Raw genomic sequence first — 17,184 nt, 5'->3', positions numbered from 1 at the left:
GAAGCAGTTCCTCGCGTTGAACGCCGTGAATGGTTGATACGCCAGACTGACGCAGGTTGATGTAAGCGCAATAGTAGGGCTTTCTGCTGCTACACCGCCTAACGGATGGCTTGGCTTGGGTGCCGAAGAAGGGCGCGGCAAACGGCGATATGCCCCAGGTAGGTGCATGCAACCGTTGATCTGGGGATGCCCAAATGGGACCTCCTGCGTCGGGCTAACAACCCGGCGCATCTCGTTGAGGGAGGGGAACTCCCCGAACGGAAACATCTCAGTAGGGGAAGGAGGAGAAACCATCAGGGATCTCCTGAGTAGGGGCGACCCAAAGGGAGACAGCTCAAATCGAATCTGGCCCGTAAGGGCTCAGAGATGTGAGGTGAGGTAGCCGTTAGCGCCCGGCTCTCCTGAGCCGAAGCGGTCTGGAAGGACCCACCAAAGAGGGCGATGGTCCCGTAGGTGAAGGGAGGGTGGGCGTGGTTACCTCAAGAGTACCACGGCTTAGTTTTGTCGTGGGAAGACGGGAGGTAGCGACTTCTAAAGCTAAATACACCCCAAGACCGATAGCGGAGCAGTACTGTGAAGGAACGCTGAAAAGTACCCCGGAAGGGGGGTGAAAAGAGCCTGAAATTAGGCGGTTATATGCGATGGGGCTCAAAAGGTAGGCTTTCCCGAAGGAAGCCACGGCGACGTGGTTGTACGAGGGAGAGCTGTTCCAGGGTTCCATCGTTCGTCTAGGAGCACGAGCCAGGGAGTTCATGGAAGCGGCGAGCTTAAGGGGTTAAAACCCCGAAGGCGAAGGGAAACCGACTTGCCCGCAGCGGTGAAAGCCGTGAGGGGCGGGGTCTGAAAGGGCCTGAAGTCGCTTTCATGAGACCCGAAACCGGACGAGCTTGACCTGGGCAGGGCGAAGCCGGGCTAACGCTCGGTGGAGGCCCGAAGGGGTTCTAACTTGCAAGTTGTTCCTCTGACCTGGGTCAAGGGGCAAAAGACCAATCTAGCCCGGTGATAGCTGGTTCCTCCCGAAGTGTGTCTCAGCACAGCCTGGCCGGAGCTTGGTGACGGGGTAGAGCTACCGATAGAGGAAGGGAAACCGAAAGGTTTCTCTCCTCCGTCAAACTCCGAATTCGTCACCGGTGTAGATGGCCGGAGTGGGGTTCCGCGGGATAAGCTCGCGGGCCGAGAGGGAAACAACCCAGATCGCGATTAAGGCCCCAAAATGTCGGCTAAGTGCTTGTAAAGGCATCTCACGCCTAAAACAGCGAGGAGGTGGGCCCAGAAGTAGCCATCCTCCAAGGAGTGTGTAAAAACTCACTCGCCGAGGCGTGAGGTCCTGAAAATGGACGGGGCTAAGCCGACTGCCGAGATCGCGAAGCCCGAAAACGGGCTGGTAGGGAGGCGTTCGCGCTGGCCAGAAGCACGGCCGTGAGGTCGTGTGGACCGGCGTGAAGTGAGAATCCTGGTGGAAGTAGCAGCAAAGAGGGGTGAGAATCCCCTCCACCGAAAGGGCAAGGGTTCCTCGGCACCAATCGTTGGCCGAGGGTGAGTCGGTCCTAAGGCGATGCGTAACGCGCGTAGCCGAAAGGGAAACGGGTTAATATCCCCGTACCGTGGTAGTCCGCTGATCCGCGCCTTCGCCTTGAGATAGGCCGAGTGGAGCCGTCGCTTCATTTTGCCTTGGAAACCGGGGGAATACCGTAATGGCTAGATCCCGGCGAACAAGGTAAGGCCGCCCGCAAGGGTGGTTCGGTCAAGTCTTAGGGCCCATGAAAAGGGTCGCGGTGAGGACGTCACGACCGTACCGAGATCCGACACAGGTGCCCCTGGGTGAGAAGCCCGAGGTGTGTTGGGTGAGTCTGGGTTAGGGAACTCGGCAAATTGGCCCCGTAACTTAGGGAGAAGGGGTGCCTGGGGGGTTGGGGCAACCCGGCCCTTCAGGTCTCAGTGACTAGGGGGACCTGACTGTTTACTAAAAACATAGGTCCCTGCAAGACCGCAAGGTCGAGAACAGGGGCTGAATCCTGGCCAATGGCGGGACGTCAAACCCCGGTACAACGGGGCGAAGCGCCGCTTAAAGCCGGAGGTAACTCTGACCTTCTTAAGGTAGCCAAATGCCTTGTCGGGCAAGTTCCGACGTGCATGAATGGATCAACGAGGTCCCCACTGTCCCAACCCGGAGCCCAGCGAAGCTACGTGACCTGGCGCATAGACCAGGAAACCCTGACTGGGAGAAAAGACCCCGTGGAGTTTTACTACAGCCTGTTGTTGAGGTGCGGTTGTGGATGTAGAGCGCAGACGGGAGCAATGTGGCCGCAAGGCTGAAGCGACAATGGAACACCGTTCTTCCACAATTGCGCCCCTTACCCGCAAGGGGACACCAGCAGGTGGGTAGTTCGGCTGGGGCGGCACGCCTACGATAAAGAAACATAGGCGCCCAAAGGTTGGCTCAGGTGGTCTAGAAACCCACCGTAGAGGGCAAGGCCAAAAGCCAGCCTGATTGGATCCTCAACGGCAAGGGATCCAAGAGCGAAAGCTTGGCCTAGCGAACGTCCGTGTCCCCCTCGCTGGGGGCCGAACATGTCAGAAAAATTACCCCGGGGATAACAGAGTCGTCGCGGGCGAGAGTTCCCATCGACCCCGCGGTTTGCTACCTAGATGTCGGCTCTTCCCATCCTGGAGGTGCATAAGCCTCCAAGGGTAGGGCTGTCCGCCCGTTAAAGGGGATCGTGAGCTGGGTTTAGACCGTCGTGAGACAGGTCGGCCTCCTCCTATCAGGGTTGCTGGTCGCCTGAGGGGAAGACGCCCTCAGTACGAGAGGAACAGGGCGTCGTGGCCTCTGGTTTACCGGTTGTCCGACAGGGCATTGCCGGGCAGCTACGCCATGCGGGATAACCGCTGAGTGCATCTAAGCGGGAAGCCCATCCCGAAAATAGGCGACCATGCCGTCAGGCACAAGGACACCCATAGAAGATGGGTTTGATGGAGCGGAGGTGTAAGAGCCGAGGCGCAAGCCGAGGCTTTCAGCCTGCCGCCCCCAATAGTCCGAGGGCAGTTAGCTCGAGGTTGCGTTTGAAAGCCTGCGTCGGGCGAAATATCGGCCATTCACGGCGTTAGCAAGGTGAGGTTCTTGAAATCCGAAGAAAAAGGAGAAGGCGATGTGGTTATAAAGGTCGAGAGCTTTGACGACCTTTGGAAACTGAGCTTCGTGGTCAAACCCGGCTACGTTTTGGTCGGCAAGACGACGAGGCAGTTGAAGTTGAGAGACGAAGGAGGAGATGTGAGGGATAAGCGCAGGATATCGCTGAGCTTGGCCATAGAAGTGGAAAGGGTTGAGTTCCAACCCTTCACGGATTCCATGAGGTTTCTTGGGAGGATAGTGGGAATTGAAAGAGGAATGGAGTGGGTAGCCCAGAAGGGTGAGCACCAATCCATATCGGTTGGCGTTGGAGACGAGGTGGAAATAAGAAAGGACGGTCCCTTTGATCCGCTGGAGAGAAAGCTCATGAGCGCCAATGAAAGCACGGAGGCCAACGCGCTCATCCTTTCCATTGACATGGGTTCAGCTGCCCTTGCGGCGCTCTGGACATATGGGTTCGAGAAGATAACGGAGCTCAGGGCAAAGAGGGAGGAAGAGGATGCCCACCTCGGCGAGTTCTTTTCGGAAGTGGGATCGATCCTCTTATCAGAGCTGCAGAAGAGGAAGCTGAACGAGGTGATAGTGACGGGACCGAGCGTGGTGCTGGATGAGTTCAAGCGCTCGGTGGAAAGCCGTGGGCCGTTTAAGTCCGTGAGGTTTAATCATCTGGTTTCTTCTTACGGCGGGGAGGAGGGGCTCGAGCTTCTGAGGGATAACCCGGAGTTTGGTGCATACTCTTCAAAGCTAAGGGTTGCTAAGGAGAGGGAACTCATAAAGGAGGTGTTCGATAGGCTTTCCCAAGGCAAGGGCGTTGCCGTTGGAGTAGAGGCCGTTGCCGAGTCCGCAAAACAGGGCATGGTTGAAGTGCTGCTGCTCAGCACAAAGCTGCTTAAGGATCCCCCAGAAAAACTGATGGATATAGTGGAAGACGTGGAACGCGATGGGGGAACGGTGGAGATAATCTCGGAGGAAGGAGGAGCTGAGCTGCAGGGATTGGGAGGAATAGCGGCCATACTCCGCTGGCGAGCGTTTTCGCGATGATGATCCGCGTGCGGGGTCTTACGCGGTAAACCGTCTCTCTACCTCTAGGTCCAGGGCGCCGTTATCACCAGGGATTGCGTAGGTCCTCAGCGGTATGCGTCCGGCGCAGAAGCCACATGGCGAGGACGGATTTGAGCTGGGTTCGGTCACGCGATTGCCCGTCCTGACGTCGTATACGGCTCCATGTATTGGGCAGCGGGCACTAAGTCCTTGCACGTCGGTTAGCAATCCGCAACCAAAGTGGGCGCACACCCCATCCATTGCGTAAAAACGGTCGCTTGCCTTATCGTGCACTATAAGCACTGGTACTGGTACCTTGCTTACGCTGATAACCGTGATTATCCAACCTCTTCTTCTTACCAAGTTGGAGCTTATGCCTACATGCATTTGCAGTTTATGGGGGCGTGAAAAACGTTTAAACGTGACCCTAAAAGTCACGTAAGGGGACAGAAGCTTGCAAGGTTACGTAGCGTGGCTGGCTGGGTTTCTGGCCGTGACCGCAGCTCTTTGGATATTTGGCTACCTGAAAAAACCAAGCGGCCTGAAGCTGGGACCAGGTTACGCGATCTACAGCTCAGCTGCCCTTAACGAGCTCATAGACAGGATATCCAGAAGCGCCAAGAGGGTATGGAAGGGCTGGTTCACTTTGGGTGTCGCGGTTTTTGCGGCCAGCACCGCCGCGGCCATATACCTTCTCGGGGGGGACCTTGCAAAGGGGCTAATGGCGGTAAAACCGCAGGCCACGGTTATGCCCGTGGTGCCGGGTCTGACGATACCTCTCCTTCCAGGACTTGTGGCGCTTGCAGTAACTGTGGTGGTTCACGAGTTCTCTCACGCCGTGGCAGCTAGAAACGGCGGAGTTAAGGTGAACAAGCTCGGGGTCATATTCATTCTCGCTTTTCCCATAGGCGCGTTCACCGAGCCCGACGAGCAATCGTTCAAGGAAGCTTCCCACGGCTCTAAGCTAAGGGTTCTCGCGGCCGGCAGCATGGCTAACTTGGCTACGGCGGGAATAGTCTTGGGGCTGCTCGTGCTTTTTCTCAATGGATATCCCAGCTCACCAAACGCTGTGGTCGTGCAGGGCATTATACCGGGCACTTTGGCGTCTAGCCTTGGGATCAAGGCGGGTTACCTCATATATGGTTTGAACAACACGGCCACGGGTACGCTTTCAGCACTATCGGCGGTGCTGGCCAAAACGCACCCAGGACAGCTCATAACCATTGTAACAAATCACGGCAACCTGACCGGAAAGTTGGGCAGCGTGCCCACCGCTTATGGATCAAGCGATAAGGGCTTCATAGGGGTTGAGCTCAGCAGCATGCCCTTCTTCACTCCGCGCGCTTACCTTGGCCTTTCCACCAGCGCGTGGCTTCAGCTTCAGACTTACGGCTTCTGGATATGGTTCATAAACCTTAACGTTGGGATTTTTAACGCCCTGCCCATACCTCTGCTTGACGGCGACCAGTTCTTTAAGGAGATCGTGGCCACGCTAAAGGAAAGGGGGCTGCCGTCCAGTCTTGGAAACGGCATCGCGCTTTCGCTCGAAACCCTCGCCATCGGGTTGCTGCTCGCAAACCTGATATTTTCCGCCTCGACTTTACTTTAAAATGGAATGCAAGAAGTGCGGAAGGCCCGCGGTTTACGTTGATAGGAGGTCGGGCACAGCGCTATGCGAGGAGCATTTCAGGGAAGGATTGGAAGACAGGGTAAGAAAGGAGATAAGGGGTGAAGGGATAGGGAAGGAAAAGCGCCACATCAGAATAGCCATGGGTATATCGGGAGGAAAGGACAGTCTCGTTATGATGGACTTGCTCTGGAGGGTGGAAAGGGAGTACGACGTTGAGCTCATAGCGCTTACCGTTGATGAGGGAATTGAGGGGGGAGAGTACAGGAGAAGGAGATTTGACCTGATAAGAAGAATAGCTCAGGAGAGGGGAATAGAGTGGGAGCTCAGGAGCTTTAAGCAGAAGTACGGTTTCACTCTTGATGAAGCGGTCGTGGCACTTAAGGGAAAGGAGGAGCCCTGCAGCATATGCGGCGTTCTCAGGAGAAGGGCGTTAAACGACTACGCGAAAGAACTTGGGGCTGACTACTTGGCCATAGCCCACAACCTGGACGATGAGGCAGAAACCGTGCTGATGAACGTTATAAGAGGTGATTCGCAGGCCTTAAGGCGCTCTGAGAACTACGCGGAGGAGTTGGCGGCCTTCTACGTTCCCAGGATAAAGCCCATGAGGAGGGTAACCGAGAGGGAGGCGGCCTTCTACGCTTACCTCATGGGGATACCGGCCGAGGAGGAGGAATGCCCATACGCTCGCCTATCTCTTAGAGATGAAGTGAGGTCTTTTCTTGACATACTGGTAAGGGATCACCCTGCGGCGCGCGATAGCCTTGTGAGGCTTGGCGACGAGCTAAAAGATAAAGGAAAAGGGCTCAGCAGAGCGCGGTGCGCCAGCTGCGGGTATCCCACATCTGGAGGGCGGAAATACTGCAGGGTTTGCGAGATCAACTTCTCGGTCAAGGGAGCTCTAATCGGGGCCAACCAAGAGCGCTGAGCGCGGCCTTTTTAAACTCGGTTGGGTAAGTATTGGCGGCGGGTAGGGTCGGAGGCCTGCCCTCTCCCCAGCCAGCAACGGGCATCAGCTGGGGCCAGCAACTGGGGGTGTAAAAGGCGGGGCCGACGGGAGGAAAGCGGGCCAAATGGGCGATGAACCCTTACCCCCTGGGGGCCGAGGGCCCGAGTTCCCTTCCGGAGGGAAGGGAAGCGGGTTAGCCGCCGGGAACGGACTAGGCCCGGAAGGGAGCAGTCACACCGGCGAACTCGGTCGTTCAGGGGTGATGGGCAAGCTCATCCGCGATCCAAGCGTCGGGCCTTGCCTGGCACCTTCAGGGCCGCCGCCAAACGATAGATACGCTTATAAAAGCCCGTTATAATGTTGTCGATAAATTTGGTATATCAACAGAGGCTGTGGTATTCCTTCTTCTGGGAGACCAAGAGAAGGAAATCAGTGCTGGTGGGAAGCATAAGGGAGAAGCTAGAGCAGCTCATAAACGACGCCGCAACGGAAAAGGGCTTTGAAGTTGGGAAGCGCATAATATACCCGAACGCCGTCTACCTGGAGCTTGGCGTTGACCCGAAGGTCGCCCCACATAACGCTCTTGCTCACATTAAGGCGAGGACGTCTGGAGCCTTAAGGTCTCATTTCCCAGAGCTCAAGAAGCTTCCGTCGCTCTGGACCAGGGATTACGTGGTTTACAATCAGAGGGTTGATGAAACCACGTTGGGATCGCTTTCTCGCTGGGTCAGCGAGAAGAAGCGCAGCATCAAGGCCAAACACTCGAGGTGACTAAGTTGCCAGAGATAGTGCTCACAACAGATAAGACGATGATGAGCGAGTACAGGAACATACCACTTGCCGATTTCTTCGGATGCGCACCTGTTGAAAGGGTGCCAGAAAGGCTCTTTGACTTCATAGCTACGCCGCTTCCCACAAGGAACGGCGTCGCCATTTACGCTCCTTATGGTATTAGAAAGCTTGAAGCCGCACTTCTCAAGGGCTTCCCCAGCGAGAATATTGTCGTGACGGATCCCGACCACCTGTCGCAGTTCGTTGATGAGAGGACGAAGATAATCGGCATATCAACCATGGATCCCTTGGGTCTTGGTCCCGTCACCATGATGTTCACTTTCGGCGGGCAGTTCACGTCTTACACTAAGAAGAGGTTTCTTGAGCTTGTGCAGCAGGCCGACGCCATAAGGAAAGCCAAGGGGAAGAACGCGAAGATATTGGTTGGGGGTCCAGGAGCTTGGCAGCTGGACACGAGGCGTGACATGCTTGAGACCCTTCCCATAGATAACCTAGTTCAGGGAGAGCTTGACCATGTGGCCGTTGAGGTTTTCAAGAAGGCCGAGGATGGGTCGCTTCCCAAGAACTACAAGGTGCTTGGGTGGCCCAAGGTCGAAGACATACCTCCCATAGTCAATCCGGCCATGAACGGGATGGTTGAGGTTATGAGGGGCTGCGGAAGGGGGTGTCAATTTTGCGCGCCGAACGTGAGAAGCGCAAGGTACATGGACCTTGAAAAGATAATGAAGGAGGTCGAAGTTAACGTTAAGGGAGGGAAGCCGGCCATTTGGGCGCACAGCGACGACATATTCCTGTACAAACTTGAGGACAAGAGGCACTTCTATCCGAACACTGACGCCATAGTTGAGATGTTCCAGGCCATAATGTCCTTCAAGGGTGTTACCCACAGCAACCCCACTCATGGCACCATAGCACCAGTGATAGCCGATGAGAAGCTGCTGCCAAGGCTTTCTCCGGTGCTTAAGGCGGGTCCTGATAACTGGATAGGGATACAGCCCGGTCTCGAAACCGCTTCGGGAGAGCTTCTCGCGAAGTATATGAGGAACAAGATGCTTCCCTTCTCACCCTCTGAGTGGGAAAAGGTGGTTTTCGAGGGCACCAAGACCTTTAACGAGAACTACTGGTTCCCGGCCTACACCATGATAATGGGCCTTCCAGGAGAAACCGAAGAGGATGTTTGGGACAGCGTTAGGCTCATTGATAAGATGGAGAGGGAACTTCCAGAGAAGATAGGGCCCAAGGCGCATTTCGTGGCCGTTCCGCTTTCCTTTGTGCCGCTGGCCGTCCTAAGCGGCGAGCAGTTCTTCGACGTCGGCAAGGAGATGACCGAGGCTCGCTTCGCGCTGCTTTACAGGACTTGGAGGCACACGGCGAAGGAGGCCATGTACTTCAGTCAAGCGGTGAAGTCGGTGCCACCTTACCTGCGCCCGGTGCTTAGGGCGCTTGTCTCCATAGGGCCCTTCATAATACTCCACTACATGGAGAAGTGGGGAAAGAGCATGGGTTTTGACGTGGATAAGGCATTCCACATACCTGGATAGGCTCGATCTGGGCTAAACCCTTAAAACTAAAGGTGCTTTTTTTTCATGCCGGGGTCTCCTAGCCTGGTATGGAGCGGGCTCGCTAAGCCCGTGGTCCTTTGTGGCCGCACGGGTTCAAATCCCGTCCCCGGCGCGGATATGAGAAAGCTCTTAGGCGGATGAGCGGTTATGACTATGAGGGTCGTGGTCCTCAGGTATGGGCATAGGAGAGACAGGGATAAGAGGATAAGCACCCACGTTGGGCTTGTGGCTAGGGCGTTTGGCGCTGAGGGCATGTATGTTTACGGAGAGCGCGATCCCTCCTTGATTCGCTCCCTGGTGCATGTTAACAAGACGTGGGGCGGTGATTTCTGGGTAAGCTGGATAGATGACTACGCCGCGGAAATAAAGAAGTGGAAACAAGCGGGAGGAAAACTGGTTCACCTTACCATGTACGGGCAGGACATTCAATCAATCATTGGTCAGATAAGTGCCGAGGAAAGCGTCATGGTTTTCGTGGGTTCTTCAAAGGTTCCTCGTGACGTGTATGACCTAGCTGATTATAACGTTGCGGTTGGCCATCAACCTCACTCTGAAGTGGCCGCTTTGGCGGTCTTCTTGGACAGATTGTTCGAGGGGCGGGAGCTTATGAAAAGGTTTAATGGCGCATTCCTAACTATATTGCCTTCGAAGGATGGAAAAATTGTCGTCAAAGCGCAGGACAAGGAAAGCGTCCAGCGAGAAGTCCGCTGAGAAGACCGGCCAAGTTGGCCTTGACGCTAAGACCATAGAGGAGCTCGTTCCAATACTTCTTCACTCTAAGGGAAACCCCGTCATAAGCGGGATAATAAAGAACCTGGAAAGCGGCGAAGCCGTCTCCGATGATGACCTGGCGGCGCTCATAGGCGTTAAGGTCAACACGGTGAGAACTGAGCTCAACGAGCTCTACGCCAACGGAATGGTGACCTTCGAGAAAAGAAAGATACCAAACCAGAAGTGGTACGCCTACTTTTGGAAACTTGACATGAATAACATAAACTACCTCATACAGCAGCGCATCAAGAAGGTCATAGAAATACTGAACAAGAGGCTTCAATACGAGACATCTCATTCCTTCTTTTACTGTCCGAAGGACGGAAAGCGCTACACTTTTGAGGAGGCGCTGGAATATGGATTTAGGTGCACTGATTGTGGGACTCAACTTCAGGCCCAAGACAACAAGGAGGTAGTGGAGAGGCTAAGGTCGGAGATATCCCGGCTTACCCAGCTATTGGAGAGTATATCAGGGCAAAGGAAGGAATCGTGAAGGAGGGCCTAGGGGTATTAAAGCGCGCGGGGGCCAACTCCGCGGTCGTAGCCCACTGCCTCGTCACGTCGTTTGTGGCTTATGAGTTGGTGAAGTCTGCCAAGGGGCTCGGGCTTAGTGTTGATGAGGACCTAGCCGTCAAGGCAGCCCTTCTTCATGACGTAGGGAGGGCGTTTACCAAGGGAGTGGCGCACGCCGTGAAAGGAGCAGAGTACCTAGAAGGGCTTGGATATCCAAGGCAGCTCCTCTTGGCCGTGGAAAGGCACGTAGGCGCGGGGATAACGGAGGAACAGGCAGTGCAGCTTGGCTTGCCCAAAAGGGCTTACGTGCCACAAACCATTGAAGAAAAGATAGTGTCCTTTGCCGATAAACTGGTCGAGGGTACGTCCATATTGGGACCCGATCACGTGCTGGCAAGGTTCGAGAGGGAGTTCGGAAAGGGCTCTGTACAATGGAATATGGCTAAAAAGCTGATAGAAGACATGCGGGAGATCTACGAGAAATCGTCGGTGCCATCGCTCATAGGATGGAAGAGCAACGATAGGCTCGAGCTTCATCTCTGAGCTTCGCCACGTCCTTTAGTGTTATTCCATCGTTATTCGCTTTGGGCGAGACAGGAGAAGGAGGAGGAGAGGCCCTTATCTTCACTTCGAGCTGTTTCTCCAGCTTATTTATGAGAAGCTCGGGTGGTCTTAACTTCCCCTCTTCGACTCTTCTTATGACCGACTCTTTTTCGTTGAGCTTTTTGGCTAGTTGTTCTGGCGTCATTCCCCTTTCTTCTCTGGCGCGCCTTATGATTTCCCCGTAGTTTTCGTCCAATATGGTGTCTTGGGGCACGGGAGCTTGGGGCCTAGGCCTAGGTCTTAGGCCTTGATTATGAGATGGGCTCCTTGCGTGGCTGGGCTGCGATGCAAACGGTCTTGCGGGTTGGGTCTTCACGGGCTGGGGAGCCGTGGGCTTCTCGATTATGGAGTCTGCCTTCTTAGCGCATTTCTCGCATACCTTAAGCTTGGCTCCTTCTATGTAAACAATGTAGGGCTTTCCCCTTATGGGCGCCCCACATATTTCGCAGAAATCCATGAAAAATACATCCAGTGAGATATATGCGTTTGTTTCGTAGAAAAAGTTAAAGCGTTCTCTCCGGGTTTAACTCATGTCAGACAAGGCACTGGACGACTTTGGGCCTCTTGAGGGAGAAAGCGCTCAAGACGAGGAAAAAGAGATAGGGGTTCTCAAAGAGCAGGTAAGTTCGCTTAAGGAGGAAGTGGAGAGGCTGAAAGAGTACATAAACCAGCTGGAGCAGGACAAGGAGAAGGCACTTTCGCCGCCGCTTATAGAGGCCGTTGTGATGGACGTCCTTCCTAATGGTCGCGCCGTGGTAAAGAGCAGCAGTGGGCCTAACCTAGTTGTCTACGTGACCAGCGCCATAGGTCAAAACAAGCTGAAGCCAGGAGATAGGGTCGCCCTTAACCAAAGGGGCTCCGCCATCGTGGAGCTGTTGCCCCGTTCGGAGGATACCTTTGTAAAGCTGATGGAGGTAGTGGAGAGACCCAAGGTTACCTACGCAGATATAGGAGGATTGCAGGTTCAGATGCAGCTTCTGCGCGAGGCCGTCGAGCTTCCGCTCAAAAAGCCCGAACTTTTCAGGGAGATAGGCATAGAGCCCCCAAAGGCCGTGCTTCTCTATGGTCCTCCAGGATGCGGTAAGACCATGCTGGTTAAGGCAGTTGCTCATGAAGCGGATGCTACGTTTATTAGGCTTGTGGGCTCTGAGCTCGTGCAGAAGTTCGTTGGCGAAGGCGCAAGGCTCACGAGAGAGCTCTTTGACTTGGCGAAGAAAAAGAGCCCAAGCATAATATTCATTGACGAGATAGACGCCGTTGCCTCGAAGAGGCTTGATGCCTCCGTGAGCGGAGAAAGGGAAGTGCAAAGGACGTTGATGCAGCTCCTTGCCGAGATAGATGGATTTGATCCACTTGGAGACGTTAAGATAATAGGGGCCACAAACAGGTTGGATATATTGGATCCCGCCATACTTAGGCCAGGCCGCTTCGATAGGCTTGTGGAGGTGCCGCTTCCGGATAAAGCAGGAAGGGAGGAGATATTGAACCTGTACCTGAAGAAGATAAAGCTGAACGGTGAGGTCGATATGGCCTACCTTATAAGCTCCACTGAAGGAATGAGCGGTGCTGATCTGAAAGAATTGGTTACCGAGGCGGGAATGAACGCCATAAGAAGGGGAGCTAAGGCGGTCAACATGAACGACCTGAAGGAAGCGCTGGCCTTTGTGAGAAGGAAGGAAAAGGGGATAAGCGGTGTCGGGTATCTCTGAGGCCGCCTTAGACCTTGAGCAGGTGAGGACCATAGCTGATTACCAGTTCGGTCCTGGCACGGGAAGAGGTCTTTTTCCCGATGGAAGCCAGGTATTGAGGTCGCGGAGGGGGACGCTCAGAGGGGTCAAGCTCAACGGTGATCTCCTTTGCACGTTTGGAAGGGATTCCCTGATAAACCTCACCAGATCAGGCGCCCAAAGGCTTGCGCAGTTTGGAACCGAAAAATACGTGATAGCTTCGGATGAGGTAGGGGAGTTCATAAAGAAGGGAAGGAGCCTCTTCGCGAAGCACGTGAAAGGGGTTGGAAGGTTTTACGCGGGAGAGGAGGTGGTCATACTTAACTCGAAGGGAGAGCTTCTGGGCTGGGGAAGGGCTGCCTGGTCGTCAGAAGAGGTGTTACATTTAAGTGCTGTGCCAGTGGTTAAACAGAGGAATTGACGTTGTCTAATCGCGAAGCGCTAAGGGCCATGAAAAGGCTCGGGATATCGCTTAACGAGGTGCCAAACGTCGAGAAGGTGATAATACAGGCGCAGGATGAGATCATCGAAATTGATCACCCCAAGGTGCTTGAAATAGGGGGAAAAGTCGGAGAAGCGGGTTTTCAGGTGCTAGGTGGTGAGGTTACCAGAAAAGGAAAGGAAGAGGGAGAAGGGAAGCAGGCCGAGATTCAAGTGCCAGAGGACGACGTTGAGTTCGTTGCCTCACAGGCTGGGGTTGACAAGGAGAAGGCAAGGCAAGCGCTCATAAAAGCGCACGGTGATATAGCGGGTGCGCTCATGGAGCTCAAGAAGCGAGGTCAGGTCAAGCTTTAAAGTCGGTCTCCCCCTACTATTGGGGCTGTAGGCTAGCATGGTAGACTTGGAGGTTCGGGTCCTTCGGACCGGGGTTCAAATCCCCGCAGCCCCATTGGGCTAGAGCTTTTGCCCGCGCTGCCACCATCTACTCGCGTGGTTGTCAACCGGAAGCCATGAGTGGACGCCCTGTTGCTGGTCATAAGTTCCCTTTCACGCAGGGGTTTAGGCGTCGTCTGGTTCGCCAAATCGCAACCTGACTGAAAAAATCCAATGCTCTTCTCGGCAAAAAAAGTTTTTTAACGTCGCCGCGCTGGATTAAATATGGCTGTTGTGCAAGTAAGCGATGGGGCTAGCGAACGCTCGGTTCTTGGAGACTGCCTTTACTATCTGCATAAAGAGGGAAACGTTTCCATAATAAGCGAGGGAACTGGTATGGAGGTTGCGATAAAGGTTGCGCTTTCCATAGTCCGGTCCTTTGATAACAGGGCCTTATTGGGAGACATACAGATCTTCACGGAGGAAAGGAACGAGCAGGATAAGAAGCGCTATGTCAGCAAGCTCAAGATAGACATAAACAGAAAACCTAACGTTTCCTAGAGCGAAGTGCCTTTTCAGCCTCGTCCCGCGAGATCTCACCGGAAAGCAGGTTCTCCAGCGTTTCCACATAAAATCTGACGATAGCGAGCTGCCTAAGAACGCGGAAGTAGTCCCTTTGGCAGTCGACCAGGGCCTTAAGTATGGAAAGCGAGAGCCTCATGGTTGACATGGTTTGTTCCTCTTTGTTTTTTCCTAAAACCGGTTTTTGCTTTATCATGCCTTCAAGGGCGCTTGCCCCTTCCTTGAGTCTGTCTACGGTGGGCTCAAGCGCTGAGAGCTCCTTTGCTATTCTTTCAAATATAGCGTCCTCTGTCAAGATGTTCTTGGTCGTCTCTTCCTTTAGCTCGGGAGCGGTTATCTTTTCAGCGTCAGCTTTCACTTTTTTTAGTTGTACCTCCAGAAATGACAAGCGCGATTTCAGCTCCAGAAACGCCCTCTGAAGGTCGTTGTAGTTATCCAAGCTCGTTCTTGCTAGCTGAATTGAGCTATCTAAAGATGCAAGCGCAAGCCCCGCAGAGTCTTTTACCATAATATAATGGCATAGGAGTAGAAAAACCTATAACCTCATCGATGGATTTTTCATCCGAAATGCCAATAGAAGATCCAGAAAAGAGAGCTATTGCGGAGAAGGCCTTACTCAATTATAAGATATGCAGGCACTGCGGCGCTAAGAACCCGATTAACGCTACTAAGTGCAGGAGATGTCACTGGACCTTATTGAGGCCTAAGAAGGCAAAGCTCAAGCGCTAAAGGGTAGGTTTCCTTGACCTATGGAATAAAACGCACTCACCTTGCCTCAGAGATAACCCCTGAACTTGACGGTTCCCAAGTGACGCTGCTTGGGTGGCTTCACGAGAAAAGGGACCTTGGTGGCCTTCGCTTCTTGGTCATAAGAGACAGAAGCGGGTTAGTCCAAACCATTGCAGCTAAAAAAGAGGTTTCACGGGAGCTCTGGGATGAGATCTCGTCTTTTAAGAGAGAGAGCGTGCTGGCCGTTAAGGGGATTGCCAAGGCATCACCTCAGGCGCCGGGAGGTGCGGAGGTTAGGATAAGGGAGGTAACGTTGATATCGCCCTCCGAAGACCCACCCATAGATGTAGTTGGCAAGACCAACGCCGACCTCGACACGCGTCTCGATAACCGCATAGTGGATTTGAGGAGGACCGAACCTCAGGCCATATTCAGGATCCAAAGCACGGTGTCCTCGGCCATAAGGTCATACCTACGCGAGAACGGTTTCATCGAGATATTTACACCTAAGATAATAGCCACTGCAACTGAGGGAGGCGCGAGCCTCTTCAGCGTTTTCTACTACGATAGGATAGCTTATTTATCTCAGAGCCCTCAGCTCTACAAGGAGCAGCTCACGTCGGCCTTTGAGAGGGTTTTTGAGATAGCTCCGGCCTTTAGGGCAGAGGAGAGCGACACGCAAAGACACCTAAGCGAGATAACAATGGTCGACGCTGAGGCGGCTTTTATGGATTATCAAGACATCATGTCACTTCTCGATGGCCTCGTGGAGCACGTCGTAAAAACCGTTAACAAAGAGAACCAGAAGGAGCTCAAGGTCCTTGGACGCGAAGAAGTTGAGGTAAAGCTCCCCATCCCGAGGATAACTTATGATGAAGCCGTCAGCGTACTCGAAAGGAAGGGCGTCGAGCATGAGAAGGACGCGGATTTTGGTACCGTTCAGCTCAAAGCCCTCTCTGAAGAGCTCAGCGACTTTTACTTCATAACGGATTGGCCTACCGCTGCTAGGCCCTTTTACGCGAAACCTCTTGAAGGAAGGCCTGAGAGGTGCGAGTCTTTTGATCTGATGTATGGTTGGATAGAGTTGGCCTCAGGAGCCACGCGCATAAACGATGGAAAGCTTCTCAGGGAAAGGATGTCATCTCAAGGCCTTAATCCAGACTCATTCAAGACACACTTGAAGTGGTTCAACTACGGCATGCCTCCGCACGCGGGTTTTGGACTTGGTCTGGCCAGGCTGCTCATGGTTTTGACTGGAAAGGATAACATAAGGGAAGTGGTCATGTTCCCAAGGGATAAGAGGCGTCTTGAACCCTAGGGATTTCGGAACTACCTCCAATCAGCTCATGGAGAAGCACGCTGGCGTACTGCGCCTTGTGTAGTTCAAACTTCAGGTAAAGGGCTTTTTTGGTCGCGCTATAAGCGGGAGATAGGGGGGTCATTAGGGCTTCCCTGTACCAGCCCCTTACCCAATGGGGTAGCTTCACCCCCAAATCGTTCAACGTCCTTGCCGCTACGTCAAGCCCAGGCCCCTTTACACCCGCCCCAGGAACTGGTAAAAGCAAGGCCTGATTGGGTTTAAGTCTTCCACCCTCGCTTACCGATATTTCTGAGTAGGCTGGCAGGCCAAAGACGTTAAGAGGCGCCACTAGGTCCCCCTTTTCCAGCACCTTTAGACCTATGTCCCTATCTATGCGGTCCCTAAGGATTAGATTAAAGAGGTAAGATTGAAGCGCCTGCACTGCAAGTTCCCTTACCTTGCTCCGAAGAGACGGCTTCATTTCCCTGAGCTCATCGGGTTCCTCGCCCCTCAATATCTGCAGGCCGAGCTCGTGAGTATAGGGAGGCCGAAGCCCAAACCTCTGGGGACCGAAGAAGTTCGGAAATGGTGTCCCCCCTAAAAAGATGTCCAGAGACGATAATCTCCGGTAATTCATCACCTGAACGTTGAAGAGGTTTCCCCATAGGTGATCGTGGTTCAGGGGTGCCCAAACTTTTCCTTTGGGTATGAACGCCCACTTCCTTCCCATGATCCTGTCCTTTAGCTCGGCCCTAACCGCGGCATATTGCGAGGAAACGGATATGGCATCCTTAAGCCCAGCATAGGAAACGGGCGCCCTTACCGCACTTGACAGCTCGCCGACTGCGGTCAGCGTGTCAACCCCATATTTCACCAGCACACCCCACGTGTAGTTTCCACTGTTTTTGTCAGAAAGTGATTGGGGGCACACGCGGTGTGGTAATAGGATCTCCCTAACGCAGAAACCCAGTGGCCCAATAACCTCTCCGCCCATCCCCTCCTTAAGGGTACGCTTGATCCCGAACTTCTCCCAATTCAAAGC

Annotated in this window: 18 protein-coding genes, 2 tRNA genes and 1 rRNA gene; 17 read left to right on the top strand and 4 right to left on the bottom strand. The window is 53.9% G+C overall.

Annotation, left to right across the window (positions count from 1 at the left end; genetic code table 11):
- The first annotated feature begins 77 nt into the window (after positions 1-77).
- Positions 78-3,052: ribosomal RNA gene (locus PRZ02_RS03865) — 23S ribosomal RNA — on the top strand.
- 69 nt (positions 3,053-3,121) lie between these two features.
- Positions 3,122-4,171, top strand: a complete 1,050-nt coding sequence (locus PRZ02_RS03860) for a hypothetical protein (RefSeq protein ID WP_449464538.1) — start codon at positions 3,122-3,124, stop codon at positions 4,169-4,171.
- Between the two features lie 18 nt (positions 4,172-4,189).
- On the opposite strand, the gene PRZ02_RS03855 is transcribed toward PRZ02_RS03860, so the two are convergent.
- Positions 4,190-4,558 carry a Rieske 2Fe-2S domain-containing protein gene (locus tag PRZ02_RS03855; protein ID WP_449464537.1) on the bottom strand — a complete coding sequence of 123 codons (369 nt, stop codon included), beginning with the start codon at positions 4,556-4,558 and terminating at the stop codon, positions 4,190-4,192.
- A gap of 67 nt (positions 4,559-4,625) precedes the next feature.
- Here PRZ02_RS03855 and PRZ02_RS03850 point away from each other — a divergent pair, with 67 nt between their 5' ends.
- The 8 genes from PRZ02_RS03850 (at position 4,626) to PRZ02_RS03815 (ending at position 10,931) form a co-directional block, all read left to right on the top strand.
- Positions 4,626-5,780, top strand: a complete 1,155-nt coding sequence (locus PRZ02_RS03850; RefSeq protein WP_449464536.1) for a site-2 protease family protein — start codon at positions 4,626-4,628, stop codon at positions 5,778-5,780.
- Between the two features lies 1 nt (position 5,781).
- Complete coding sequence (locus tag PRZ02_RS03845; protein ID WP_449464535.1) at positions 5,782-6,729, top strand: TIGR00269 family protein; 948 nt, start codon at positions 5,782-5,784, stop codon at positions 6,727-6,729.
- A 393-nt stretch (positions 6,730-7,122) separates the two neighbouring features.
- Complete coding sequence (gene tnpA / locus PRZ02_RS03840) at positions 7,123-7,521, top strand: IS200/IS605 family transposase (protein WP_449464534.1); 399 nt, start codon at positions 7,123-7,125, stop codon at positions 7,519-7,521.
- 5 nt (positions 7,522-7,526) lie between these two features.
- Positions 7,527-9,083, top strand: coding sequence for a B12-binding domain-containing radical SAM protein (locus tag PRZ02_RS03835; RefSeq protein ID WP_449464533.1), 1,557 nt, complete (start codon positions 7,527-7,529; stop codon positions 9,081-9,083).
- Between the two features lie 47 nt (positions 9,084-9,130).
- Positions 9,131-9,216: transfer RNA gene (locus PRZ02_RS03830), tRNA-Ser, on the top strand.
- Between the two features lie 41 nt (positions 9,217-9,257).
- Positions 9,258-9,815, top strand: coding sequence for a tRNA (cytidine(56)-2'-O)-methyltransferase (locus tag PRZ02_RS03825; RefSeq protein ID WP_449464532.1), 558 nt, complete (start codon positions 9,258-9,260; stop codon positions 9,813-9,815).
- On the top strand, positions 9,766-10,368 hold the full coding sequence (locus PRZ02_RS03820) for a hypothetical protein (protein ID WP_449464531.1): 603 nt from the start codon (positions 9,766-9,768) through the stop codon (positions 10,366-10,368). Before PRZ02_RS03825 ends, PRZ02_RS03820 begins: the two co-directional genes overlap by 50 nt.
- Positions 10,251-10,931, top strand: a complete 681-nt coding sequence (locus PRZ02_RS03815; RefSeq protein WP_449464530.1) for an HD domain-containing protein — start codon at positions 10,251-10,253, stop codon at positions 10,929-10,931. Before PRZ02_RS03820 ends, PRZ02_RS03815 begins: the two co-directional genes overlap by 118 nt.
- Here PRZ02_RS03815 and PRZ02_RS03810 read toward each other — a convergent pair.
- A complete protein-coding gene (locus tag PRZ02_RS03810; protein ID WP_449464529.1) occupies positions 10,888-11,448 on the bottom strand; it encodes a multiprotein bridging factor aMBF1 in 561 nt (186 codons plus the stop codon). The two genes, PRZ02_RS03815 and PRZ02_RS03810, sit on opposite strands and share 44 nt — an antisense overlap.
- Before the next feature lie 73 nt (positions 11,449-11,521).
- On the opposite strand from PRZ02_RS03810, the gene PRZ02_RS03805 reads away from it, so the two are divergent.
- The 5 genes from PRZ02_RS03805 (at position 11,522) to PRZ02_RS03785 (ending at position 14,092) form a co-directional block, all read left to right on the top strand.
- Complete coding sequence (locus tag PRZ02_RS03805; protein ID WP_449464528.1) at positions 11,522-12,700, top strand: proteasome-activating nucleotidase; 1,179 nt, start codon at positions 11,522-11,524, stop codon at positions 12,698-12,700.
- On the top strand, positions 12,684-13,139 hold the full coding sequence (locus PRZ02_RS03800; RefSeq protein WP_449464527.1) for a PUA domain-containing protein: 456 nt from the start codon (positions 12,684-12,686) through the stop codon (positions 13,137-13,139). The genes PRZ02_RS03805 and PRZ02_RS03800 overlap by 17 nt, the downstream gene beginning before the upstream one ends.
- A gap of 2 nt (positions 13,140-13,141) precedes the next feature.
- Positions 13,142-13,513 (top strand): nascent polypeptide-associated complex protein, encoded by a 372-nt coding sequence (locus PRZ02_RS03795; protein WP_449464526.1) that lies wholly within the window; start codon positions 13,142-13,144, stop codon positions 13,511-13,513.
- Between the two features lie 21 nt (positions 13,514-13,534).
- Positions 13,535-13,607: transfer RNA gene (locus PRZ02_RS03790), tRNA-Pro, on the top strand.
- A gap of 209 nt (positions 13,608-13,816) precedes the next feature.
- Positions 13,817-14,092, top strand: a complete 276-nt coding sequence (locus PRZ02_RS03785) for a hypothetical protein (protein WP_449464525.1) — start codon at positions 13,817-13,819, stop codon at positions 14,090-14,092.
- Here the strand turns inward: PRZ02_RS03785 and PRZ02_RS03780 are convergent.
- Positions 14,079-14,621 carry a hypothetical protein gene (locus PRZ02_RS03780; protein ID WP_449464524.1) on the bottom strand — a complete coding sequence of 181 codons (543 nt, stop codon included), beginning with the start codon at positions 14,619-14,621 and terminating at the stop codon, positions 14,079-14,081. The two genes, PRZ02_RS03785 and PRZ02_RS03780, sit on opposite strands and share 14 nt — an antisense overlap.
- Before the next feature lie 59 nt (positions 14,622-14,680).
- Between PRZ02_RS03780 and PRZ02_RS03775 the strand changes: the two genes are divergently transcribed.
- Positions 14,681-14,842, top strand: a complete 162-nt coding sequence (locus PRZ02_RS03775) for a 50S ribosomal protein L40e (protein ID WP_449463497.1) — start codon at positions 14,681-14,683, stop codon at positions 14,840-14,842.
- 25 nt (positions 14,843-14,867) lie between these two features.
- Positions 14,868-16,160, top strand: coding sequence for an aspartate--tRNA(Asn) ligase (gene aspS, locus PRZ02_RS03770; protein ID WP_449464855.1), 1,293 nt, complete (start codon positions 14,868-14,870; stop codon positions 16,158-16,160).
- Here aspS and truD read toward each other — a convergent pair.
- The gene (gene truD / locus PRZ02_RS03765; RefSeq protein ID WP_449464523.1) at positions 16,123-17,181 is read right to left on the bottom strand and encodes a tRNA pseudouridine(13) synthase TruD; all 1,059 of its coding nucleotides are present in this window, start codon (positions 17,179-17,181) and stop codon (positions 16,123-16,125) included. The genes aspS and truD overlap by 38 nt on opposite strands.
- Positions 17,182-17,184 lie beyond the last annotated feature (3 nt).

Origin of the sequence: Tardisphaera saccharovorans (assembly GCF_046635845.1) — an archaeon.
Lineage (GTDB): Archaea > Thermoproteota > Thermoprotei_A > Marsarchaeales > UBA168 > UBA168.
Note: the sequence above shows the minus strand (reverse complement) of the source record. Positions and strands in the feature narration are given on the sequence as shown.

Coding starts and splice junctions, on each gene's coding strand:
- PRZ02_RS03855 (WP_449464537.1), bottom strand. CDS start 4,558: ATGCATGTAGGCATAAGCTCCAACTTGGTAAGAAGAAGAGGTTGGATA.
- PRZ02_RS03845 (WP_449464535.1), top strand. CDS start 5,782: ATGGAATGCAAGAAGTGCGGAAGGCCCGCGGTTTACGTTGATAGGAGG.
- PRZ02_RS03825 (WP_449464532.1), top strand. CDS start 9,258: ATGAGGGTCGTGGTCCTCAGGTATGGGCATAGGAGAGACAGGGATAAG.
- PRZ02_RS03810 (WP_449464529.1), bottom strand. CDS start 11,448: ATGGATTTCTGCGAAATATGTGGGGCGCCCATAAGGGGAAAGCCCTAC.
- PRZ02_RS03805 (WP_449464528.1), top strand. CDS start 11,522: ATGTCAGACAAGGCACTGGACGACTTTGGGCCTCTTGAGGGAGAAAGC.
- PRZ02_RS03785 (WP_449464525.1), top strand. CDS start 13,817: ATGGCTGTTGTGCAAGTAAGCGATGGGGCTAGCGAACGCTCGGTTCTT.
- PRZ02_RS03780 (WP_449464524.1), bottom strand. CDS start 14,621: ATGGTAAAAGACTCTGCGGGGCTTGCGCTTGCATCTTTAGATAGCTCA.
- PRZ02_RS03775 (WP_449463497.1), top strand. CDS start 14,681: ATGCCAATAGAAGATCCAGAAAAGAGAGCTATTGCGGAGAAGGCCTTA.